The organism is Desulfoluna butyratoxydans (assembly GCF_900699765.1).
Taxonomy (GTDB): domain Bacteria; phylum Desulfobacterota; class Desulfobacteria; order Desulfobacterales; family Desulfolunaceae; genus Desulfoluna; species Desulfoluna butyratoxydans.
In genome coordinates, this window is the sequence record NZ_CAADHO010000014.1 from 84,898 (window position 1) to 101,650 (window position 16,753).

Sequence of the window (16,753 nt, forward strand, 5' to 3'; positions counted from 1 at the left end):
TTAGCCCTTAGCCCTTAGCCTTTTAGCCCCTCTCCACCCCCATCACCTCCACCTGCCAGTTCTCTCCCTTATACGTCATCTTCAGCTTACCCGTTCCTTCATTGGTCATGCCGCAGGCTTCGTAGCATGTTTTTGCTGCGGTGTTGAAGTTGAAGACGTAAAGCTGCATGCGGCGAAATCCCTTGGTTTCAAACCCCCGCTTCAGGGCTGCCCGGACCATGGCCGAGCCCGTTCCCCGGCCCCGGCTCTGGGGGGAAACCATGATGAGGCTGAGGTGGCCGGTGCGGCCCAGGCTGTCGATGCGCTTCAGGCTGAAGACCCCCACCATGTCCCCGGAATCTTGGTCTGTGGCCTTCATGAACTCCCGGTGGGGGGTGTCTGTGCGGCAGATGCTCAGGAAATCTTCGAAGTCATTCCGGGTCAGGGGGTAGGGGAAGGTGTTGGCCGACCAGACGGCCTGTGTCCGTTCATCGGTAATCCAGGAAGCCAGGGTGGCGTAATCTTCCGGCTCGAACGGGGCCAGTTCCAGGTGTTGCGGAGGCATTTCGGTTCTCCTTAAAAATAGAAGGGGATGGTAAACCCTATGGCATATATCCAGCTGTCGAGTTCGCTGCCCTTGCTTGTTACGTTGTATCGCGCCGAGAGGGTGAGCAGGCCGGAGCCCGGGATTCTTATGTGGAGGCCCACCTCCGGGTAGATGGAGGCCAGGGTATCTGAGATGGACGTTTTAGTTTCACCCTCTTCGTCCACGTCACCGTCCATGTTGTTGTCGATCTCGTCGTCTTCGGCTTCCTCTTCCTCCTGGGTAAACCCGAGAAAGCTTCCCACGCCGATGAAGGGAGTCACGGTAGACTCAAAGGGGTTGTGCCGATGAAAGCGAGCACCGAGGGTGAACCCTACAAAGTAGTCGTCAAAGGAGGAGGAACCGAAGGTCGCGATCCCGGCAAGGAAGGCTGTGTGATCTCCGTAAAGGGAGAGTCCGCCGCCGCCTCCGCCAAAGCTTGGGTTGCGGTTTCCCGCGAGTTCCACAAAGGCTGTGTTGGGCTCATCGGATTCCATGGCAACGCTGCGCTGTGTTGCGGGGGGCAGCGTGATTCCCAACAACAGAACAAGGGCAAGGCTGTAAAAACGGGATCTGTTCATGCAAACCTTCCTGTGATGTGTGGGGATATCTTTTTCGGGAAACGCAGGTTATCTTTACCACGGCTGAGCCAGCCGGAGAACCATAAAAGATAAAGAGGCGAGGGGGGCAAAACAAAAAAAGCCCATGCAGGTGAATGCAAGGGCTTTTGTTTTTTATCTGGTGCCGAAGGGGAGACTCGAACTCCCACGAGATTGCTCTCACTAGTCCCTGAAACTAGCGCGTCTACCAATTCCACCACTTCGGCGATTTGTGAGAAGACTTATAGCAGCGCTTTGCCCGTGGATCAAGGCTTTTCATGGGTTTTCCGTATTTTTCTGACACCCGAAAAAGGGGTGTTTCGGGGAACATGTGCAATGGCGGATACTTCCGTCTGCGGTACCCCTTTTTTGAGCCTTGATTCTGTGTGTCGGGTGCTCAAAAACAAAAAAGCCCCTGCATGATCATGCAAGGGCTTTTACTTTTTAACTGGTGCCGAAGGGGAGACTCGAACTCCCACGAGATTGCTCTCACTAGTCCCTGAAACTAGCGCGTCTACCAATTCCACCACTTCGGCGATTTGTGAAAAGACTTATAGCAGCGCTTTGCTCGTGGATCAAGGCTTTTCATGGGTTTTTCGTATTTTTTTGACACCCGGAAAAGGGGTGGTTCCGGGAACGTATGCAATGGCGGATACTTCCGGTTGCGGTGCCTCTTTATTGGGCCTTGATTCCGGGTTTCGGGCGCTTAAAACAAAAAAGCCCCTGCATGATCATACAAGGGCTTTTGCTTTTTAACTGGTGCCGAAGGGGAGACTCGAACTCCCACGAGATTGCTCTCACTAGTCCCTGAAACTAGCGCGTCTACCAATTCCACCACTTCGGCGATTTGTGAAAAGACTTATAGCAGCGCTTTACCCGCCAATCAAGGCTTTTCACGTTTTTTCCCCATTTAAATTGTCAGGGAAAAAAGGGGCTCGAAGGGGATGGCGGAGATGGATAACGAATTTCATGGGATAGGCGCCTGCATCCTGCCGGGGGGCGGTGGAACCATGGGGTCAAAAAATGCAGGGTTCCTGAAAAAGGGCTCGCCACCGGGCTTCGGTGGGTGTATTTCCAAGGGCGTTGGCACCAATGACGAACTTTATAATGAGGATATTCCGTTTTGAATATAGATACCATACAGGCGAAGCTCAGAGACTTTGCCCAGGAACGTGACTGGGAACAGTTCCATTCCCCCAAAAACATCGCCATGGCCCTGAACGTGGAGGCCGGAGAGCTCCTTGAGCATTTCCAGTGGTTGACCCAGCAGGCTTCTTTTGACCTGGAGCCCGACAAAAAAGAGGCGGTGGCTCAGGAGATTGCCGACGTCCAGGTCTACCTCTGCCGACTGGCCGACCTGTTGAAGATCGACATTGAAGGGGCCGTGGAGCGCAAGATGGCACTCAACGAGGCCAAATACCCGGCAGACATGGTTCGGGGGAAGGCGAAAAAATACACGGAATACAGGTGATCCATCCGTAGTCAGGGCCCTTTCCAGGGGGCCCGCCAGGCAAAACGCCCCTTTCACATGCGTGGAAGGGGCGTTTTGGGTTCAGGCTCCCGGTAAGGCAGGGCCGGGCTCGCTACAGTTTTTCAGGGGCGAGGTTACCGGCATACTTCTCTTTGTCCTTGAGGCTGACGTCGGGCTCTGAAGGAAGCCCGAAGAGGGGGATCAGCCGGTCGAGGCCTGTGAGGGTCAGGATCAGGATGGAACCCACGGCGATCATGGCCATGAAGTTGAACTTGATGATGTCCATGGGAACGAAGGTGTGCAAGGGGTACACGGCCGTTGCAATGCCCACGTAGAACCCGACATAGACGTGCCAGGGAATGAGCTGGGACCCGAAGACACCCAGGGCGTCGCCGAAGGTGGCGTTCCGCAGGCGCAGTTTGTACATCTCTTCTTCCGGTGCTTCCACGTTTTCGTCGGTGAGGTTTCGGATGATGGGACCGATGGTGACGATCTGGGCCATCTCGTCGGCCAGGGCTGCGTTGCCCAGGATGGAGAGGACACCGTTGTAGAAGAGGAGCTGGCGCACGCTGCCAGCAAGGGTGGTGATGAGCCTGGAGACGGGCTCGAAGGCATGCATTTTGCCCATGATGCCACCGAAGGCACCCACCCACATCATCATGACGATAACCCAGGACCCGGCACCTTCAAAACCGCTGTACATAAGGTCGAGGTAGCTCTGGACGGATTCCACGGTGCCGGCCACAAGGCCGAAGAGCAGGGAAGAGATCAGGCCGATGCCCAGGCAGACCAGGGTGGGAAGGCCCATGATGGCCACCACGAGGACGAGAAGAAGGGGGATGCACATGTAAAGGGGCACACCGTTTTGTACCTGCTCAAGCAGGGTCACGGCAGAGGCCCGCTTTTCGGCCAGGGCGCTCCAGACCGTGTCGGGAATCTGGCTGATGGCCTCGGTGGCGTTGCCCACCTCACTGGGCAGGCCCATCATGGCGCTGACCATATAAAAGACCACGGCCGTGGCCATGAGGCAGAGCACTGACCAGATGCCCTGGTGGCGGATTCGGTCGATGACCTCCACCTTCTGGATACCGGAACTCACCACGGTGGTGTCCGAGATGAGGCCGATGTTGTCGCCGAAGCAGGCGCCACCGGCGATGGCGGCGGTGGTGAGGACGATGTCGCCGCCCACGATGTGGTTGAGCCAGAGAAACACCGGCGCGCACGCGGCAAAGGTTCCCCAGGAGGTTCCCGTGGCCACGGAGAGGATAGCGGTAACCACCAGGCCGGTGACGGCAACAGTCTTGGCGGTGAGGCCGAGGTTGAGGGAGATGGTGATGATGGATGCGCCGACACCCGTTGCCATGAAAGCCTCTGCCATGGCATAGGCGAGCATCAGGATAAAAAAGACAAGCTGCATCTCTTTGACGTTGTCGATGGCGGCGTCGACAATCTTCTGGAACTTCATCTTTTCTGTAACAAAGGCCACGATGGCTGCGTAAATGGTCGCAAGGGGTGCTGCGAGCAATGCGTCAAAGCCTGAAATCATCAGGCCGGCCATGACAAAAACAGGACTTAATTTCAACAAACCGGAAAACATAAATCTCATCCTTACCTGTGCTTGGAGTTTTTTGTTTCTGCCGAACCTCGTTGTCCGGCGTGTTTGTCACTTCATGTTCAGGTTCGTGGTGTTGTTGTTTCAAGGGAGACCCTTGCAAAACGACTGCGTCAGACGGGGCGGTCTTTCACTTTTTTCTTCTTCTCCTTCTCTTTCCTTTGGGTGGTTGGGGGGGGGCTATCGTCTCATTTCACGGCACGTTCGGCCTGAAATGGGGGGACCATCCATGGGAGCTGCCGCTTCAGCGCAGAGAAACAGACCAGATGTATTGGGCAGCGTTGTGTCCTGTGTTTTGTCAAAGAACGGGGTGATGCATTGGTTGTGTTGCTACTCGCTTAATCCGAGGATCTGACGGGCCTGGTCCACGGTGGCTGCCGGGCGATCGTATTCCCGGGCGATTCTCACCACGCGTTCCACGAGCTGGGCATTGGAGACAGCAAGCTCGCCTTTGCGGTAATAGATGTTGTCCTCAATGCCCACGCGTACATGGCCGCCCATGGCGATACTGTGCATGGCCATGGGAAGCTGGCCGCGCCCTAAACCCGCAACGGCCCAGGTCTGGCCCTCTTGGAGGCGGTTTACCAGCATCACGAGGTTGGAGATGGTGGCTGCCATGCCCCCGGGGACCCCAAGGACAAAATCCATGTGGTGTCTTTCCGGGACCAGGCCTTTTTTGACCATGCGCATGACGGTTTCGAGCTGGCCGAAGTCAAACACCTCCAGTTCGGCCATGACGTCGTTGTCGGTGATGGCCCTGGCAATGGTGGTGATGGTCTCCTCGGTGTTTTCATAGATCTCGGAGCCGAAGTTCATGGTGCCCATGGACAGGGTGGCCATGTCGGGCTTTAAAGATACCGGGTTGCAGCGCAGCTCAACGGGGGTGCCCACGGCACCGCCGGTGGAGTACTGCAGGATGCAGTCGCAGCGGTTGCGGATCTTTTCGGTGACGGTTTCAAACACGTCGACGCGCTGGGTGGGGAGCCCGTTTTCATCGCGTACGTGGAGGTGGATGATGCTGGCACCGGCGTTTACCGCCTCTTCTGCGGCCTCCGCAATCTCGTCGGGGGTCAGGGGCAGGTTGGGGTAGGTGTCCCGGGTAAGCTCCGCTCCCACAATGGCTGCCGAGATGATCAGGGGCGTGTTACTCATGGCGAATCCTCTGGGCTTCTTTGGGGGTGACACAGGTGCCGCTTGCCCTGCACACAAGAACAGGCTCGGCAAGCAGTTCCGCTGCGGTCTCTCCGTGTTCGGGGGTGGGGGCGATGACCTTCCACGCTTCGAATTCCATGCGCCTGCTGGTGCCCCCCACCTTGACGATGCGGCCCTTGGCCTCGATGTAATCCCCTGCCCGCACCGGGGCAAGGAACTCCACGCTGTCGTAGGCGCGGAAGAGGCCTTCGTCGCCGTCGTACTTGATGAGCAGCTCTGTTGCCACATCTCCGAAGAGATTGAGCATGCGCGCTCCGTCCACAAGCGACCCCGCGTAATGTGCGTCGTGTGCGCTTATTCTGATTCGGATCAGTGATTCTGCCAGTGTGTTCATGTCGTCTCCTGAATTAACGTCGTCATCTCAATGGATGAACCGGGTGTGTTTCGTGCATCTGATTTTTCTGGTTTCACGAACAATTAGCTTCTGCCTTTGCGTTTCACCAGCTGGGTGGCAATGTAGGATCCCACGTGGGAGGGCACGGTGCCCGGGCCGAAGCCCGCGTCGTAGCCCAGCTCCACGGCCAGGTCGTTGGTGACCCGGGGGCCCCCTGCCAGCAGGACAAACCGGTCCCGCATGTTCTCCGCTTCGAGAAGCTCGATCATCTCGGTGAAGTTCCGGATGTGGGCGTCCTTCTGGGTGACGGTCTGGCTGACCAGGATGGCATCGGCATCCATCTCAACGGCTTTTTTGAGAAGCTCTTCGCAGGGGACCTGGGCCCCTAAGTTGCAGGCGTCCATCTCCGGGTAACGTTCCAGGCCGTAGTCCTGGTTGTAGCCCTTCATGTTCATGATGGCGTCGATGCCCACGGTGTGGGCGTCGGTGCCGATGGAAGCTCCCACCACGGCCACTTTGCGGTTGAGGCTGGTTTTGATGAGGTTGTTGATCTCGTAGAAATCCAGACGCTCCACCTTGGCCTCGGAGGCGTGGACCTGGGAGAAGTCCAGCTCGGGCTGGGCCTTGCCGAAGATCACGAAATAGGTAAAGCCCTCGGCTATCTCCTTGGAAAAGGAGACGGAGACATCGGTGAGACCGAGTTTTCCGGCGTAAAGCTCCGCCGCTTTTTTGGCCCGGGCCCCGTCTTTGACCGGAAGGGTGAAGGCCAGCTGGACAATGCCGTCGTTCAGTGTGTCGCCATAGGGCTTGATCATCTCCTTACTCATTGATGACTCCTTCTTTCTCAAGCTGTTCCAGGATGGGGTTCTTGTAGGAGGGACCCTTGGCAAAGACCCCTTCAAGCCCTTTTCCGCCGTCGTCGGCACGTTTGATATCGGCAAACCGGCCTTCGTTGATGGCAACGGTGAGGCCCTTCTGGCAAACCTCGGTGAGGAAGTGCTCCACCTGGTCGAGGACCTCCTGGGCCCGCCTGGCGATGATGCCGTCTTTTTTGAACTCGATTTCGTCCCCCAGGCCACGGGCGTTGTTGAAGACGTAGTTGATGGAGTCGATGGCCTGGTAGCGGTCCTGCAGGAGCGGTGTGTGGATGGCCTCGGTGAGGATGCCCGCCAGGTGGATGCCCTGGCCGGTGGTGACCGAAGCCAGGTTGAACATGGTGTCCATGCAGTGGGAGAAGAAGATGTCGGTGCTCTTGTACTTGGTGGGCGGCATGTACTTTAAAGGTGCGTTGGGAAAGAGCTGCCGCGCGATCTGGGCGTGGGCCAGCTCATAGAGAAAGCCGTTTTCGATATTTGGGTTGATCTCAAAGGCATGTCCCAAACCCAGCAGGTCGTCGGTGAGCAGAGAATTCTTGCCCATGGCCTCGTTGATGAGCTGGGAGGCGGTGACGGTGTAGGCGTTCTCCACGGCATCGGAGGTGGTGAGGTAGTTGTCCTCCCCGGTGTTGATGATGATCTTGGCCCGGGAGCAGATGAGCCGCGAGAAGTGCTGGTCGATGAAGGTACGCTTTAAGTTGATGTCCCGAAAGAGGATGCCGTACATGGAGTCGTTCAAGAGCATGTCGAGGTCTTCCATGGCTGCGCAGGCGGCGATCTCGGCCATGCAGAGGCCCGAGGCGTAGTTCACCAGGCGGATGTAGCGGTCATTCTCCTCACAGGCTTCGTCCAGGGCTTCGCGCATGATCTTGAAGTTGGCCTGGGTGGCAAAAGTGCCGCCGAACCCTTCGGTGGTGGGGCCGTACGGCACGTAGTCCAGAAGGGACTGGGCCGTGGAGCGGATCACCGCGATGATGTCGGCGCCGGAGCCCGCAGCTGCCTTGGCCTGAAGGCGGTCTTCGTAGATGTTGCCCGTGGCCACGATAAGGTACTTCCAGGGCTGGGGCCCCTCGGGGTATTTCTTCAGCTTTTCGGCCTTGGCCCTGCGGGTGGCATCCAGGCGGCTGATGGCGGCGGCGCAAAGCTGCTTCTCTTTAAGGGCGACTTCGTCCTGGGAGAACCGGGTGAGGTTCCCGAAGTCGATGCGGCCCTGTTCGATGAGCTCGGCGGTGGTGACCGGATCTCGGCCGGAGTCCAGGACGGCGGCTGCAAAGTGACCGGAGACGCCGTCGTCAAGGCGGCCCTTTTCCTGGAGGATCTCCACCAGCCGGTTGGGAAGGGGCGTGCCCTCTTCGTTGACGCCGTCCACGCCGTACAACCTCAGCACGGCACGTTCAACAGAGACCGAGGAGTAGCGGTCGATCATGGATTGGACCTGATCGGCAATGGTTTTTGCCTTGGACTTCAGTCGGTCGATCTGCTCGTGATTTAAATCAATTGTTGCCATAGTGCATATCCTGATTCATGGGTCCGCCGGAGGTGACATCCCCGGCTTCGGGTTATTTCGTGCCTTCAACCGTTTCCCTGATGCGCGCCTTGATGCTTTCGGGCAGGGGAAAGCAGAGGGCAAGCTCCAGGGGCTTGCGGTTGGCGCGCACCGCAGACGCGGCATGTTCAGACGAGATGTGCTCCAGCCTGTAGGGCATCAGGGATGCCAGGTTGGAGAGATCCATGGCTTGTCCTGCCTCATCTGCAAACTCCACGTCGAGCATGCGGAAGAGGCGGGGGGTGTTCATCTCCAGCACCCTGGGGTAGTGGGTGGTGCAGAAGAAGATCAAGGGGCGTTTGCCGTAATTGTCGATGAAGATGCGGGAGAGCTCCGCACCGTTTACCGGGTCGGTGGAGAGAAAGAGCTCATCGGCCAGGATAAAAGCTCCCTCTTCGGGCTCCCGGGCGAAGAACTGGAGCTCTTCCCCGAAGGAGGAGAGGTCTTTGCCCATGTCCCCGGACGATTTGAGGAGCAACCGCACCGACTCCGGGTAGTGCAGGGTGATGGCATCAGCCGGTACCGGAAGGCCCGTGCGGATGGCTGTGAGCAGGAAGTAGAGAGTCTTGAGGACCGTGGTCTTGCCGCTCATGTTGGCTCCGTAGAGCACATTGGAGCCCGGGGCCAGATCGATGGAGAGGGGAACGCAGCCCCTGCCTTTCTTTAGGGCAAGGGCAAAGGAGTGCCCCTCTTCAAGGTGAAATCGGCACCCGTCCACAAATTTGGGGAAGGCAAGCCCCTCCCGCTGCTTTACAAACACGAGGGTGTAGAGAAGGCAGCGTTTTTTCCGTTCTTCGTACAGGGTGTAAAACGCGTTGAAAAAAGGGACCATCTCAGCGTTGATCTCCGCCAGAAGACCTTCGGTGCAGGCTTCCAGCTCTGCGGTGAGGGCCTCTTTGGCCGCGACTTTTTCCAGGAGGGAGGCCCCGGGGCGGTGGTCCAGGCGGAGGGTCTCCCCGGTTTCGGTGACCTGCAGAAGCGAGCAGCTCAGGGCCTTTTCAAGGAGCGGATCACTCCCTTGAACCTCCCGGGGAAAGGGGTAGATCATGCGAAGGCCCATGGCCTTTTCCACCGCCTGTTCGTGGGCGATGATCTCTTTGTTCAGGCTTTTTTCAACCTCTTCCAGCTTTTTTCTGATTCGTGCCGTGGCCTGGTTGACGGAAAGGGCTGCGCCTTCCCGCTCCGTATGGCGGAAAAGGACCTCGCGCATGCCGTTCAAGGCCCCGTGGGATTCCAACGCCGTGGGCAGGGTGTGCTCAAGGGCGGTGAGCTCTGCCGTGACGGAGAGGAACCGGTTCAACTCAAAGAGATGGAACTGCTGGAGGCCCGCCCCCTCAAAATGGGGGAGCAGAGACTCCAGGCGGGGAAGCCTTGCGCTTACCGTGATGAGTTCGGAAAGGGTCTCCGGGGAGAAGGCTGACTCGATCCTTCCGAGGGACTCAAAGTGCGCCGCCCCTTCGGCTTTTCCCATGGGCTCCAGGATGGTTGCGGGGATCAGGGGCAGGCCCAGATCGAAGAGGGCGAGATAGGCGTCGAAGGCCAGCTCCTCTTTAAGAGCGCGGGGTATGAGGTCCTGTCTAAATTCAAATGCCATGGGTACCGTCCCTGAAGAGGTTTTCAACGTGTGCGTTAGCCGGAAGCAGGCTGCGATCAAAGGGGGCCTCTTCCCGGATGAAGATCCGCTTGACCTTCACCGTGTGAAGGAGACGAACCTCCGGCTTGAAGAGAAGGGCTTTTCTCGGGCCTGCGGAGACGTTCTGGTAGAGGGTCATGTTGTCGAGAACCAGGGTGAGCCCTTTCAGGGGCGCCAGGTACTCGGCCAGGGTCAGGGTGAGGGCGCCGTTTAAGTAGAGTACGGCAGGCTGTGAGCCCAGTTTGCCCAGTTTGTCGTGGAGGGCCTTGTCCGCAAAGGGCATAAGCTCTCCGTGATGGATGATCGTGCCGTCTTCATCAAAAAGAATGGCGCGGGTGGATTCTTCTTTTTCTTCGTCTATCATCCGGGCCACGTTGCCGCTGCAGCCCTGGAAGGAGAGAGCGGAGAGAAAGGCCTCGGCCTTGCGCCTCTGGGGCTCCCGCTTGGAAAAAAGCACCGAGAAGTAGAAGGCGTCGCAGAGGTCAGGGCTTGCCAGGAACTGCCGGTCGATGGAACCGTCCACAAGGAGGATGGACTCCGAAGGGATGAGACCTTGGAGTTCACCTTTTAATAGGGACAGCTCCGTTCCGGTGTTGGGCCCTTCCAAGAGGATGTCAAAGGCCAGGGTGCACCGACCCAGCACCAGGGGCTTTGCAAAACGCGGCGGCACAAAGGTGGCCCAGGTATCGTATTTGCCGGTGTGGCCGGTGAGGTGCTCTCCGGCCGTCACGAAAAAAGAACCGGGCACCACCCGGATACCGGGCTTGATCCCCCCGTCGAATTCATCGGTGGTCTCGCCGTTGATGCCGATGGAGGTGAGGAGCAGGGCCTGGCCCTTACGCACCCGTTCGGCATACACGGCGTTGAAAGCCGTGGTCTTTCCGGCATTTTTATCGGTTCCGATGAAACAATACGTTTTCATGAAGGGACGATGCCTCCGGCGGCCAGGGGATGATCCCCTGGACCCCAGGTTGCGCTTGCCCTTGCCCCTCGTTCCTCGGGGCAAGGGCAAGCGCGAAGTTAATCTCTGAAACAATCAAAATCCTGTTTGGAAACCTTTTTAAAAGGTTGGCCCCCGGCAGGGTCGCCGGAGGCGTTTTTGCCTTGTTAATCCCGCTTGCGGCGCTGGAGGTTGGCGGGCTCCAGGTAGAGTTTTTCGCCTGAGAGGAGCTTGGCCACGCCGTCCAGGGGTTTGTACTGCTTCTCGTTTTCCTTGCAGATGTTGCAGCGCCCGCAGTTGGAGAAGACCTCTTCGGGCTGGGTGTAGGTGGTGATGACCCCTTCGTAGTTCCGCAGGGCAAATCGCCGGTCGGACTGAGAGAGCAGGTAATTGGGCATCACAGGGATCTTGCCGCCGCCTCCGGGGGCATCCACCACAAAGGTGGGCACCGCCATGCCGGTTGTGTGGCCGCGCAGGTTTTCAATGATCTCCATGCCCTTGGTGATGGAGGTTCGGAAGTGGGAGATGCCCATGGAGAGATCGCATTGGTAGATGTAGTAGGGCTTTACGCGGATGCGAAGCAGCTCGTGCATGAGTTTTTTCATGATGTTGGGGCAGTCGTTGACGTCCCGTAAGAGCACGGTCTGGTTGCCCATCTGGATCCCTGCGTTGGCCAGGCGCTCGCAGGCCTCTTTGGAGTCTGCGGTGATCTCGTCCGGGTGGTTGAAGTGGGTGTTCACGTAAAGGGGGTGGTACTTCTTCAGCATGTTGCACAGGTCGTCGGTGATGCGCTGGGGCATGACCACCGGGGTGCGGGAGCCGATGCGAATGATCTCCACGTGGTCGATGGCGCGGACCTTTTTAAGGACGTATTCCAGGGAGTCGTCCGTGAGGGTGAAGGGGTCGCCGCCGGAGATGAGCACGTCACGAACCTCTTTGTGCTCGCGGATGTAGTCGATGCATTTGTCGATGGAGGCTCGGGAGAGGTGGGTGTCGTGGTCGCCCACCATGCGGCGCCGGGTGCAGTGGCGGCAGTTCATGGAGCAGATGTGGGTGACCAGGAGCAGCACGCGGTCGGGGTAGCGGTGGGTAAGGCCGGGAACCGGGGAGTCCACATCTTCGTGCAGGGGGTCATCCTGGTCATCGGGAGCCACATGGAGTTCATTGATGGAGGGGACGGCCTGGAGTCGGATGACGCCGCGGTGGTAGTCCTTCTCCATGATGGAGGCGTAGTAGGGGGTGATGGCCATGGTGAATTTCTCAAGGCATTTTTCGAGATCCTGTTCCATGGACGCGTCGATGGGCATGATTTTTTTCAGGGTGGGGATGTCGGTGACAACGTTTCGGAGCTGCCACTTCCAGTTGTTCCAATCCTCTTCAGGGACGTCCTTGTAAAGTTCAATTTCCCTGTAGTTGTGACGTTTGTACTCTTTCATGCTGTGAAAACCCTCTTGTGTGCTGTTGAGCTGACAGTGACGATTCTATGCCGACGCCGGAGGGGAGTGCGTGAGGGAGAAGGAGAGTGGGAGGAGAATCAGCAGGAGGAGGAGCGGTCCCTTGGCGTATTTTAATTTGTCTTATACGTAAAGCTTTTCGTACATCTCTCTGATATCGTTAGATTCCCGGACGACATTCAAGGCGATCTCAGCGTGGCCTGCGGTGTAGCCGTTGCCGATGATCATGTCCACGTCCTTGCCGATGCCTTCGGCGCCGAGGGCGGCCTTGGTAAAGGAGGTGGCCATGCTGAAAAAGTAGACCACGCCTTTGTCCCGGCACATCATGATGGATGCCAGTTCCGTGTTTTCGATGTTGACGCAGTTGATGATGACGTCGGCCAGTTTGCCGTCGGTGAGGGTGCTGATGGTGTCGTAGCAGGTGAGGGCATCCGAGGCGTCGAGTTTGACGACGTCGTCGCAGATGCCGAGGGCTTCAAGTGAGGCCACCCCTGCATCGGAGTATTCCACACCGATGATGCGTCCGGTGACGCCTGCACGGCGCTTGGCTTCCCAGGCGCAGAGGATGCCGGATTTTCCGCCGGCACCGATGATGACGGTGGTGTCGCCCTGCTTGACGAGGCGGGCGGTCTGGGCGGGGGCGCCGCAGACATCGAGAACGGCCAGGGCCAGGGTCTCGGGCATGTCTTCGGGGAGTTTGGCGTAGAGGGAGTTTTCAAAGAGAACGGCCTTGGCCTTTACCTTGACCTGGTCGGTCTCTTTCTTCACCTCCAGGATCTCCTCGATGGCAAGGGGCGTCAGGGACAGGGAGACGAGGCTGACAATACGGTCTCCTTCTTTAAGGGGGCAGGTCTCTTTGAGCTTTTCCCCGACGGCCTGGACAGTGCCGATGAGCATGCCGCCGGAGCCGGTGACGGGGTTGTGCATCTTGCCTCGATCACTTACGATTTCAAGGATTTTTGCCTTGATCTTGTCGTCGTCGGCCCCCACCTCGGTCTTGATCTGGGTAAAGCTGGCAGAGTCGATGTTGAGGAACTGGACGTCGATGAGGAGTTCGTTGTCCCAGATGCGGTTTAAATTGTTGTCGATTTTCCGGGCGGGCTGGGGAAGGACCCCCTTGGGTTCCACCACCCTGTGGGCGCCGAAGGGGTTGCCGTTCTTGATCACTTCCAAAGACATGGTAACACACTCCTTACATTATTGAATAGCTGCGGTATGGTCCCCAGAATATGGGGTACGACAGTTTGAGCCGGTGTCGGTGGCCGCTCAGTTGGCCACATTGCCGCAGACCCCGTGAAAAAAGAGGTCCACATAGCTGTCGGCAATCTCCTTGATGGAGAGGGGGCCTTCCGGGTTGTACCAGTATGAGATGCCGGTACACATCTGGAGCAGGGCCCGGGAGGAGATGGTGACGTTGTCCATGGCCAGCTCCCCCTTATCTATTCCTTCCTGAAGCATATCTTTGTACAGCCGCTCGTAGCGGTCTCGCATTTTGACGATTTTCTTGTAGTTGGGGACTTCCAGGCTGCGGAGCTCGGCGTCTGCCACGTAGGTCTCGTCGGAATCCACTGTGTGGTATTCCACGTGAACGCGGATGGCTTTGCGCAGCTTGGCAAGGGGGCTCTCCACACCTTCGATCTCACTGGAGACTTTGGTGATGAGGTTGGTCATGGTGTACTCCATGATCATGAAGAGGATCTCTTGCTTGGAATTGAAGTGGTGGTAGATGCTGCCGCCCTTGACGCCGGCACGCTTGGCCAGTTCCCGGAGGGTGGAACCGCTGTAGCCTTTTTCTCGGAAGAGATGGGCGGCTTCGCGGAAGATGATGGTCTTGCGTGTGGAGATGGTCGTGGTGCTCATGGCCGGCGATCCTTGTTCTTCTGGTTGCAGATCATACGGACGGCGAGTTGCCGATACAAAACCTAACGTTTGTTAGGGTAGGTTCTCGGATCGGTTAAAGTCAAGAAAAAAACACAAGAAGTGCTGAAATAAATCTCCCTTGGAAAAATGGTTGTTTTGGCATGCTTTTAGCTTGTTGTTGTGATGTTTTTACGGGCGGTTAAAATATTCCTGAGCCTTGGCGTCCGCCAGATGCAAGGGGCCTCGTACAGGCGCATCGGTGCGGCCCCTGCTTGCTTATTGTGTTGCGGCGCCAATGACGGTGTCCTCCTATCATCTTAAGACCCTTGACAATATGGTTATGGCAGGATTATATAACCCTCTACCTAACGCTTGTTAGGTGATCGTGGCAGGCCATGTGCGGGGTATTCCCGGTGGTTTTGCCCGGGATCTTCTATCGGTTTTTAAGGAGATCCGAAATCCGTTTGATGCAGCCCTGATCACGAAACCATCCTTCTTAAGCCCGGCAGGCTCCCAAGGGTGACAGCCGGCATGTTCCTGGGTTTCCGGGGCGTATACCATGACGCGGTCGCGACTATTAAGGATTTGGCAGGATGAACAAAATCACGACAATGAAGGACGCTGTGGCGCGGATCGAAAGCGGGATGACCGTAATGATCGGCGGATTTATGACGGTGGGCACCCCCGAGGCGCTGGTTGACGCCGTCGTCGAGAAAGGGGTGACGGACCTGACCGTGGTCTGCAACGATGCCGGGGTCCCGGGCAAAGGCGCCGGAAAACTGATCCGAAACGACATGGCTTCCTGTTTTTATGCATCCCATGTGGGGCTCAATCCCGAGTTCGGTAAGCTGATGTCCGAGGAGAAAATCGACGCGGTCCTGGTCCCCCAGGGCACCCTGGCCGAGCGGATCCGTGCCGCGGGCGTGGGGCTCGGCGGAATCCTTACCCCCACCGGGGTGGGAACCCACGTGGAAGAGGGCAAAGAAAAGATCACCGTGGACGGCCGCGAATTTCTCCTGGAGCCGCCCATCAAAGGTGACGTGGCTCTCATCAAGGCCTTTAAAGCGGACAGGCAGGGCAACCTGGTGTTCCGCAAATCGGCCCAGAACTTCAACCCGCTCATGGCCATGGCCTGTGATTATGTGATTGTGGAAGCGGAATTCCTGGAGGACGTGGGGGCCATTGATCCGGATCACGTGATGCTGCCGGGTATTTTTGTCGATGCAGTGGTAGGAGGGTAGACAACATGGCAGAGAAAATCAGCAAGCGCGAGATGATCGTCAAGCGAATCGCAAGGGAGTTCAAGGACGGCGACGTCGTGAACCTGGGTATCGGTATGCCCACCATGGTGGCCGACCACGTCCCTGCCGATGTGGAGATTTTTCTCCAGTCCGAAAACGGTTTCATCGGCATGGGCCCCTGTCCGCCCGAAGGCCAGGAGGATCCCGATCTCATCAACGCCGGGAACAAGCCGGTGACCATCAAGCAGGGCGGCTGCTTTTTCGACAGCGCCACCTCCTTCGGCATCATCCGCGGGGGCCACGTGGACGCCACGGTCCTGGGAACCCTTGAGGTGGACCAGGAGGGCAACATCGCCAACTACATCATCCCCGGCAAGATGGTGCCGGGCATGGGGGGCGCCATGGATCTCTGCACCGGTGCCCGCCGCGTGATCATTGCCACCGACCATGTGAACAAAAACGGCTCTTCCAAAATCCTCAAGCGCTGCACCCTTCCCCTCACCGCCGTGGGCCAGGCAAACCTTATCGTTACGGACATGGCAGTGATGGAGGTCACCGATGCGGGGCTGGTCCTGAAAGAGGTTGCTCCGGGCCTCACCGTAGACGACGTGGTGGCACACACCGATGCCGACCTGATCATCCCCGATGAGGTGCCCGTCATGCAGGTGTGTTGACCCGGATCGCTCAGTAAGAACGCGCCCGACCTCAATAACCAGTATTTTTTGCTTCTCAGCCGCTCCCGATTATGTCGGGGGCGGCTTTTTTGATTGCGCCTATCCTGAAGCACTCGGCCACGTGTCATGCTCCGTTTGTTTATAGCCTATTCCTCTTTTGCCTGTGTGTGCATGTCGGCATAACCGCCTAAATTGCCGACTCCTTTTTGCGCCATAATATCTTGCTGCTATAATTCTTGACATTCAAGTTTCCTTGTAGTTATCTGAGCAATGATTCGCGGTTGAAAATCGTCATGAATTGCTGCGAAACAGGGCCATACTTTACTTGCGACAATAAGATATCCTCTGCATGGGCGGTCTTCATAAAAGACATTATTACGTTTTGCCGCCACCCAGCGTCCGCGTCCATAAGCCGAAACCCTGCAGGATGGGCAAAGGCCAAGCCGAATCCATTGGAGTGGCGACTCTCTTGGCGCCGTGCCCATCGGCCCTCGCAACAAAGATGGGCACGCTCCGCTTTGCCCATCCTACGGTCCGCTACCCAACGCTCCGCGGCGATAACCCGAAACCCGTAGGATGGGCAAAGGCCAAGCCGCATCCACCGGGGTGGCGACATTTTTTGCGCCGTGCCCATCGTCCCTCGCAACAAAGATGGGCACGCTCCGCTTTGCCCATCCTACGGTCCGCCACCCAATGCCCGCGGTGATAACCCGAAACCCTGTAGGATGGGCAAAGGCCAG

Annotated in this window: 16 protein-coding genes and 3 tRNA genes; 4 read left to right on the top strand and 15 right to left on the bottom strand. The window is 57.7% G+C overall.

Annotated features, from left to right (window positions below):
* Positions 1–22: 22 nt before the first annotated feature.
* The 5 genes from MSL71_RS24525 to MSL71_RS24545 all read right to left on the bottom strand — a co-directional run bounded on the left by MSL71_RS24525 (position 23) and on the right by MSL71_RS24545 (position 2,005).
* A complete protein-coding gene (locus MSL71_RS24525) occupies positions 23–544 on the bottom strand; it encodes a GNAT family N-acetyltransferase (protein ID WP_180146545.1) in 522 nt (173 codons plus the stop codon).
* Between the two features lie 11 nt (positions 545–555).
* Positions 556–1,143, bottom strand: a complete 588-nt coding sequence (locus MSL71_RS24530; RefSeq protein WP_180146548.1) for a hypothetical protein — start codon at positions 1,141–1,143, stop codon at positions 556–558.
* Between the two features lie 158 nt (positions 1,144–1,301).
* Positions 1,302–1,388: transfer RNA gene (locus MSL71_RS24535), tRNA-Leu, on the bottom strand.
* A gap of 222 nt (positions 1,389–1,610) precedes the next feature.
* Positions 1,611–1,697 (bottom strand) — tRNA-Leu (locus MSL71_RS24540).
* 221 nt (positions 1,698–1,918) lie between these two features.
* Positions 1,919–2,005 (bottom strand) — tRNA-Leu (locus MSL71_RS24545).
* Positions 2,006–2,114: 109 nt separating this feature from the next.
* On the opposite strand from MSL71_RS24545, the gene MSL71_RS24550 reads away from it, so the two are divergent.
* Positions 2,115–2,288: a hypothetical protein gene (locus MSL71_RS24550; protein ID WP_180146551.1), complete on the top strand. Its 174-nt coding sequence runs from the start codon at positions 2,115–2,117 to the stop codon at positions 2,286–2,288.
* Positions 2,285–2,632, top strand: coding sequence for a nucleotide pyrophosphohydrolase (locus MSL71_RS24555; protein WP_246317915.1), 348 nt, complete (start codon positions 2,285–2,287; stop codon positions 2,630–2,632). Before MSL71_RS24550 ends, MSL71_RS24555 begins: the two co-directional genes overlap by 4 nt.
* 112 nt (positions 2,633–2,744) lie before the next feature.
* Here MSL71_RS24555 and MSL71_RS24560 read toward each other — a convergent pair whose 3' ends face one another.
* The 10 genes from MSL71_RS24560 to MSL71_RS24605 all read right to left on the bottom strand — a co-directional run bounded on the left by MSL71_RS24560 (position 2,745) and on the right by MSL71_RS24605 (position 14,098).
* Positions 2,745–4,229, bottom strand: coding sequence for a Na+/H+ antiporter NhaC family protein (locus MSL71_RS24560; protein WP_218951130.1), 1,485 nt, complete (start codon positions 4,227–4,229; stop codon positions 2,745–2,747).
* Between the two features lie 345 nt (positions 4,230–4,574).
* A complete protein-coding gene (gene kce / locus MSL71_RS24565) occupies positions 4,575–5,396 on the bottom strand; it encodes a 3-keto-5-aminohexanoate cleavage enzyme (RefSeq protein WP_180146557.1) in 822 nt (273 codons plus the stop codon).
* Positions 5,389–5,790, bottom strand: a complete 402-nt coding sequence (gene kal / locus MSL71_RS24570; protein WP_180146560.1) for a 3-aminobutyryl-CoA ammonia lyase — start codon at positions 5,788–5,790, stop codon at positions 5,389–5,391. The genes kce and kal overlap by 8 nt, the downstream gene beginning before the upstream one ends.
* 83 nt (positions 5,791–5,873) lie before the next feature.
* Positions 5,874–6,617, bottom strand: coding sequence for a lysine 5,6-aminomutase subunit beta (gene kamE / locus MSL71_RS24575; protein WP_180146563.1), 744 nt, complete (start codon positions 6,615–6,617; stop codon positions 5,874–5,876).
* Entirely contained in the window at positions 6,610–8,172 is a 1,563-nt protein-coding gene (kamD, locus tag MSL71_RS24580; RefSeq protein WP_180146566.1) for a lysine 5,6-aminomutase subunit alpha, read from the bottom strand. The genes kamE and kamD overlap by 8 nt, the downstream gene beginning before the upstream one ends.
* Positions 8,173–8,224: 52 nt before the next feature.
* Complete coding sequence (locus MSL71_RS24585) at positions 8,225–9,805, bottom strand: P-loop NTPase family protein (RefSeq protein WP_180146569.1); 1,581 nt, start codon at positions 9,803–9,805, stop codon at positions 8,225–8,227.
* On the bottom strand, positions 9,795–10,766 hold the full coding sequence (locus MSL71_RS24590; protein WP_180146572.1) for a hypothetical protein: 972 nt from the start codon (positions 10,764–10,766) through the stop codon (positions 9,795–9,797). The genes MSL71_RS24585 and MSL71_RS24590 overlap by 11 nt, the downstream gene beginning before the upstream one ends.
* A gap of 185 nt (positions 10,767–10,951) precedes the next feature.
* Positions 10,952–12,220 (bottom strand): lysine 2,3-aminomutase, encoded by a 1,269-nt coding sequence (kamA, locus tag MSL71_RS24595; protein WP_180146574.1) that lies wholly within the window; start codon positions 12,218–12,220, stop codon positions 10,952–10,954.
* Between the two features lie 141 nt (positions 12,221–12,361).
* A complete protein-coding gene (gene kdd, locus MSL71_RS24600; protein ID WP_246317917.1) occupies positions 12,362–13,417 on the bottom strand; it encodes an L-erythro-3,5-diaminohexanoate dehydrogenase in 1,056 nt (351 codons plus the stop codon).
* Positions 13,418–13,504: 87 nt separating this feature from the next.
* Positions 13,505–14,098, bottom strand: coding sequence for a TetR/AcrR family transcriptional regulator (locus tag MSL71_RS24605; protein WP_180146577.1), 594 nt, complete (start codon positions 14,096–14,098; stop codon positions 13,505–13,507).
* 593 nt (positions 14,099–14,691) lie between these two features.
* Here MSL71_RS24605 and MSL71_RS24610 point away from each other — a divergent pair.
* Together MSL71_RS24610 and MSL71_RS24615 are read left to right on the top strand one after the other, a co-directional pair.
* Positions 14,692–15,339 (top strand): CoA transferase subunit A, encoded by a 648-nt coding sequence (locus MSL71_RS24610; RefSeq protein WP_180146580.1) that lies wholly within the window; start codon positions 14,692–14,694, stop codon positions 15,337–15,339.
* 5 nt (positions 15,340–15,344) lie between these two features.
* Entirely contained in the window at positions 15,345–16,013 is a 669-nt protein-coding gene (locus tag MSL71_RS24615; protein WP_180146583.1) for a 3-oxoacid CoA-transferase subunit B, read from the top strand.
* Positions 16,014–16,753: the final 740 nt, after the last annotated feature.

Coding starts and splice junctions, on each gene's coding strand:
- kamD (WP_180146566.1), bottom strand. CDS start 8,172: ATGGCAACAATTGATTTAAATCACGAGCAGATCGACCGACTGAAGTCC.
- MSL71_RS24590 (WP_180146572.1), bottom strand. CDS start 10,766: ATGAAAACGTATTGTTTCATCGGAACCGATAAAAATGCCGGAAAGACC.
- MSL71_RS24560 (WP_218951130.1), bottom strand. CDS start 4,229: ATGTTTTCCGGTTTGTTGAAATTAAGTCCTGTTTTTGTCATGGCCGGC.
- MSL71_RS24605 (WP_180146577.1), bottom strand. CDS start 14,098: ATGAGCACCACGACCATCTCCACACGCAAGACCATCATCTTCCGCGAA.
- MSL71_RS24525 (WP_180146545.1), bottom strand. CDS start 544: ATGCCTCCGCAACACCTGGAACTGGCCCCGTTCGAGCCGGAAGATTAC.
- MSL71_RS24610 (WP_180146580.1), top strand. CDS start 14,692: ATGAACAAAATCACGACAATGAAGGACGCTGTGGCGCGGATCGAAAGC.
- MSL71_RS24530 (WP_180146548.1), bottom strand. CDS start 1,143: ATGAACAGATCCCGTTTTTACAGCCTTGCCCTTGTTCTGTTGTTGGGA.
- MSL71_RS24615 (WP_180146583.1), top strand. CDS start 15,345: ATGGCAGAGAAAATCAGCAAGCGCGAGATGATCGTCAAGCGAATCGCA.
- kamA (WP_180146574.1), bottom strand. CDS start 12,220: ATGAAAGAGTACAAACGTCACAACTACAGGGAAATTGAACTTTACAAG.
- kdd (WP_246317917.1), bottom strand. CDS start 13,417: ATGTCTTTGGAAGTGATCAAGAACGGCAACCCCTTCGGCGCCCACAGG.
- kamE (WP_180146563.1), bottom strand. CDS start 6,617: ATGAGTAAGGAGATGATCAAGCCCTATGGCGACACACTGAACGACGGC.
- MSL71_RS24550 (WP_180146551.1), top strand. CDS start 2,115: ATGGATAACGAATTTCATGGGATAGGCGCCTGCATCCTGCCGGGGGGC.
- kal (WP_180146560.1), bottom strand. CDS start 5,790: ATGAACACACTGGCAGAATCACTGATCCGAATCAGAATAAGCGCACAC.
- kce (WP_180146557.1), bottom strand. CDS start 5,396: ATGAGTAACACGCCCCTGATCATCTCGGCAGCCATTGTGGGAGCGGAG.
- MSL71_RS24585 (WP_180146569.1), bottom strand. CDS start 9,805: ATGGCATTTGAATTTAGACAGGACCTCATACCCCGCGCTCTTAAAGAG.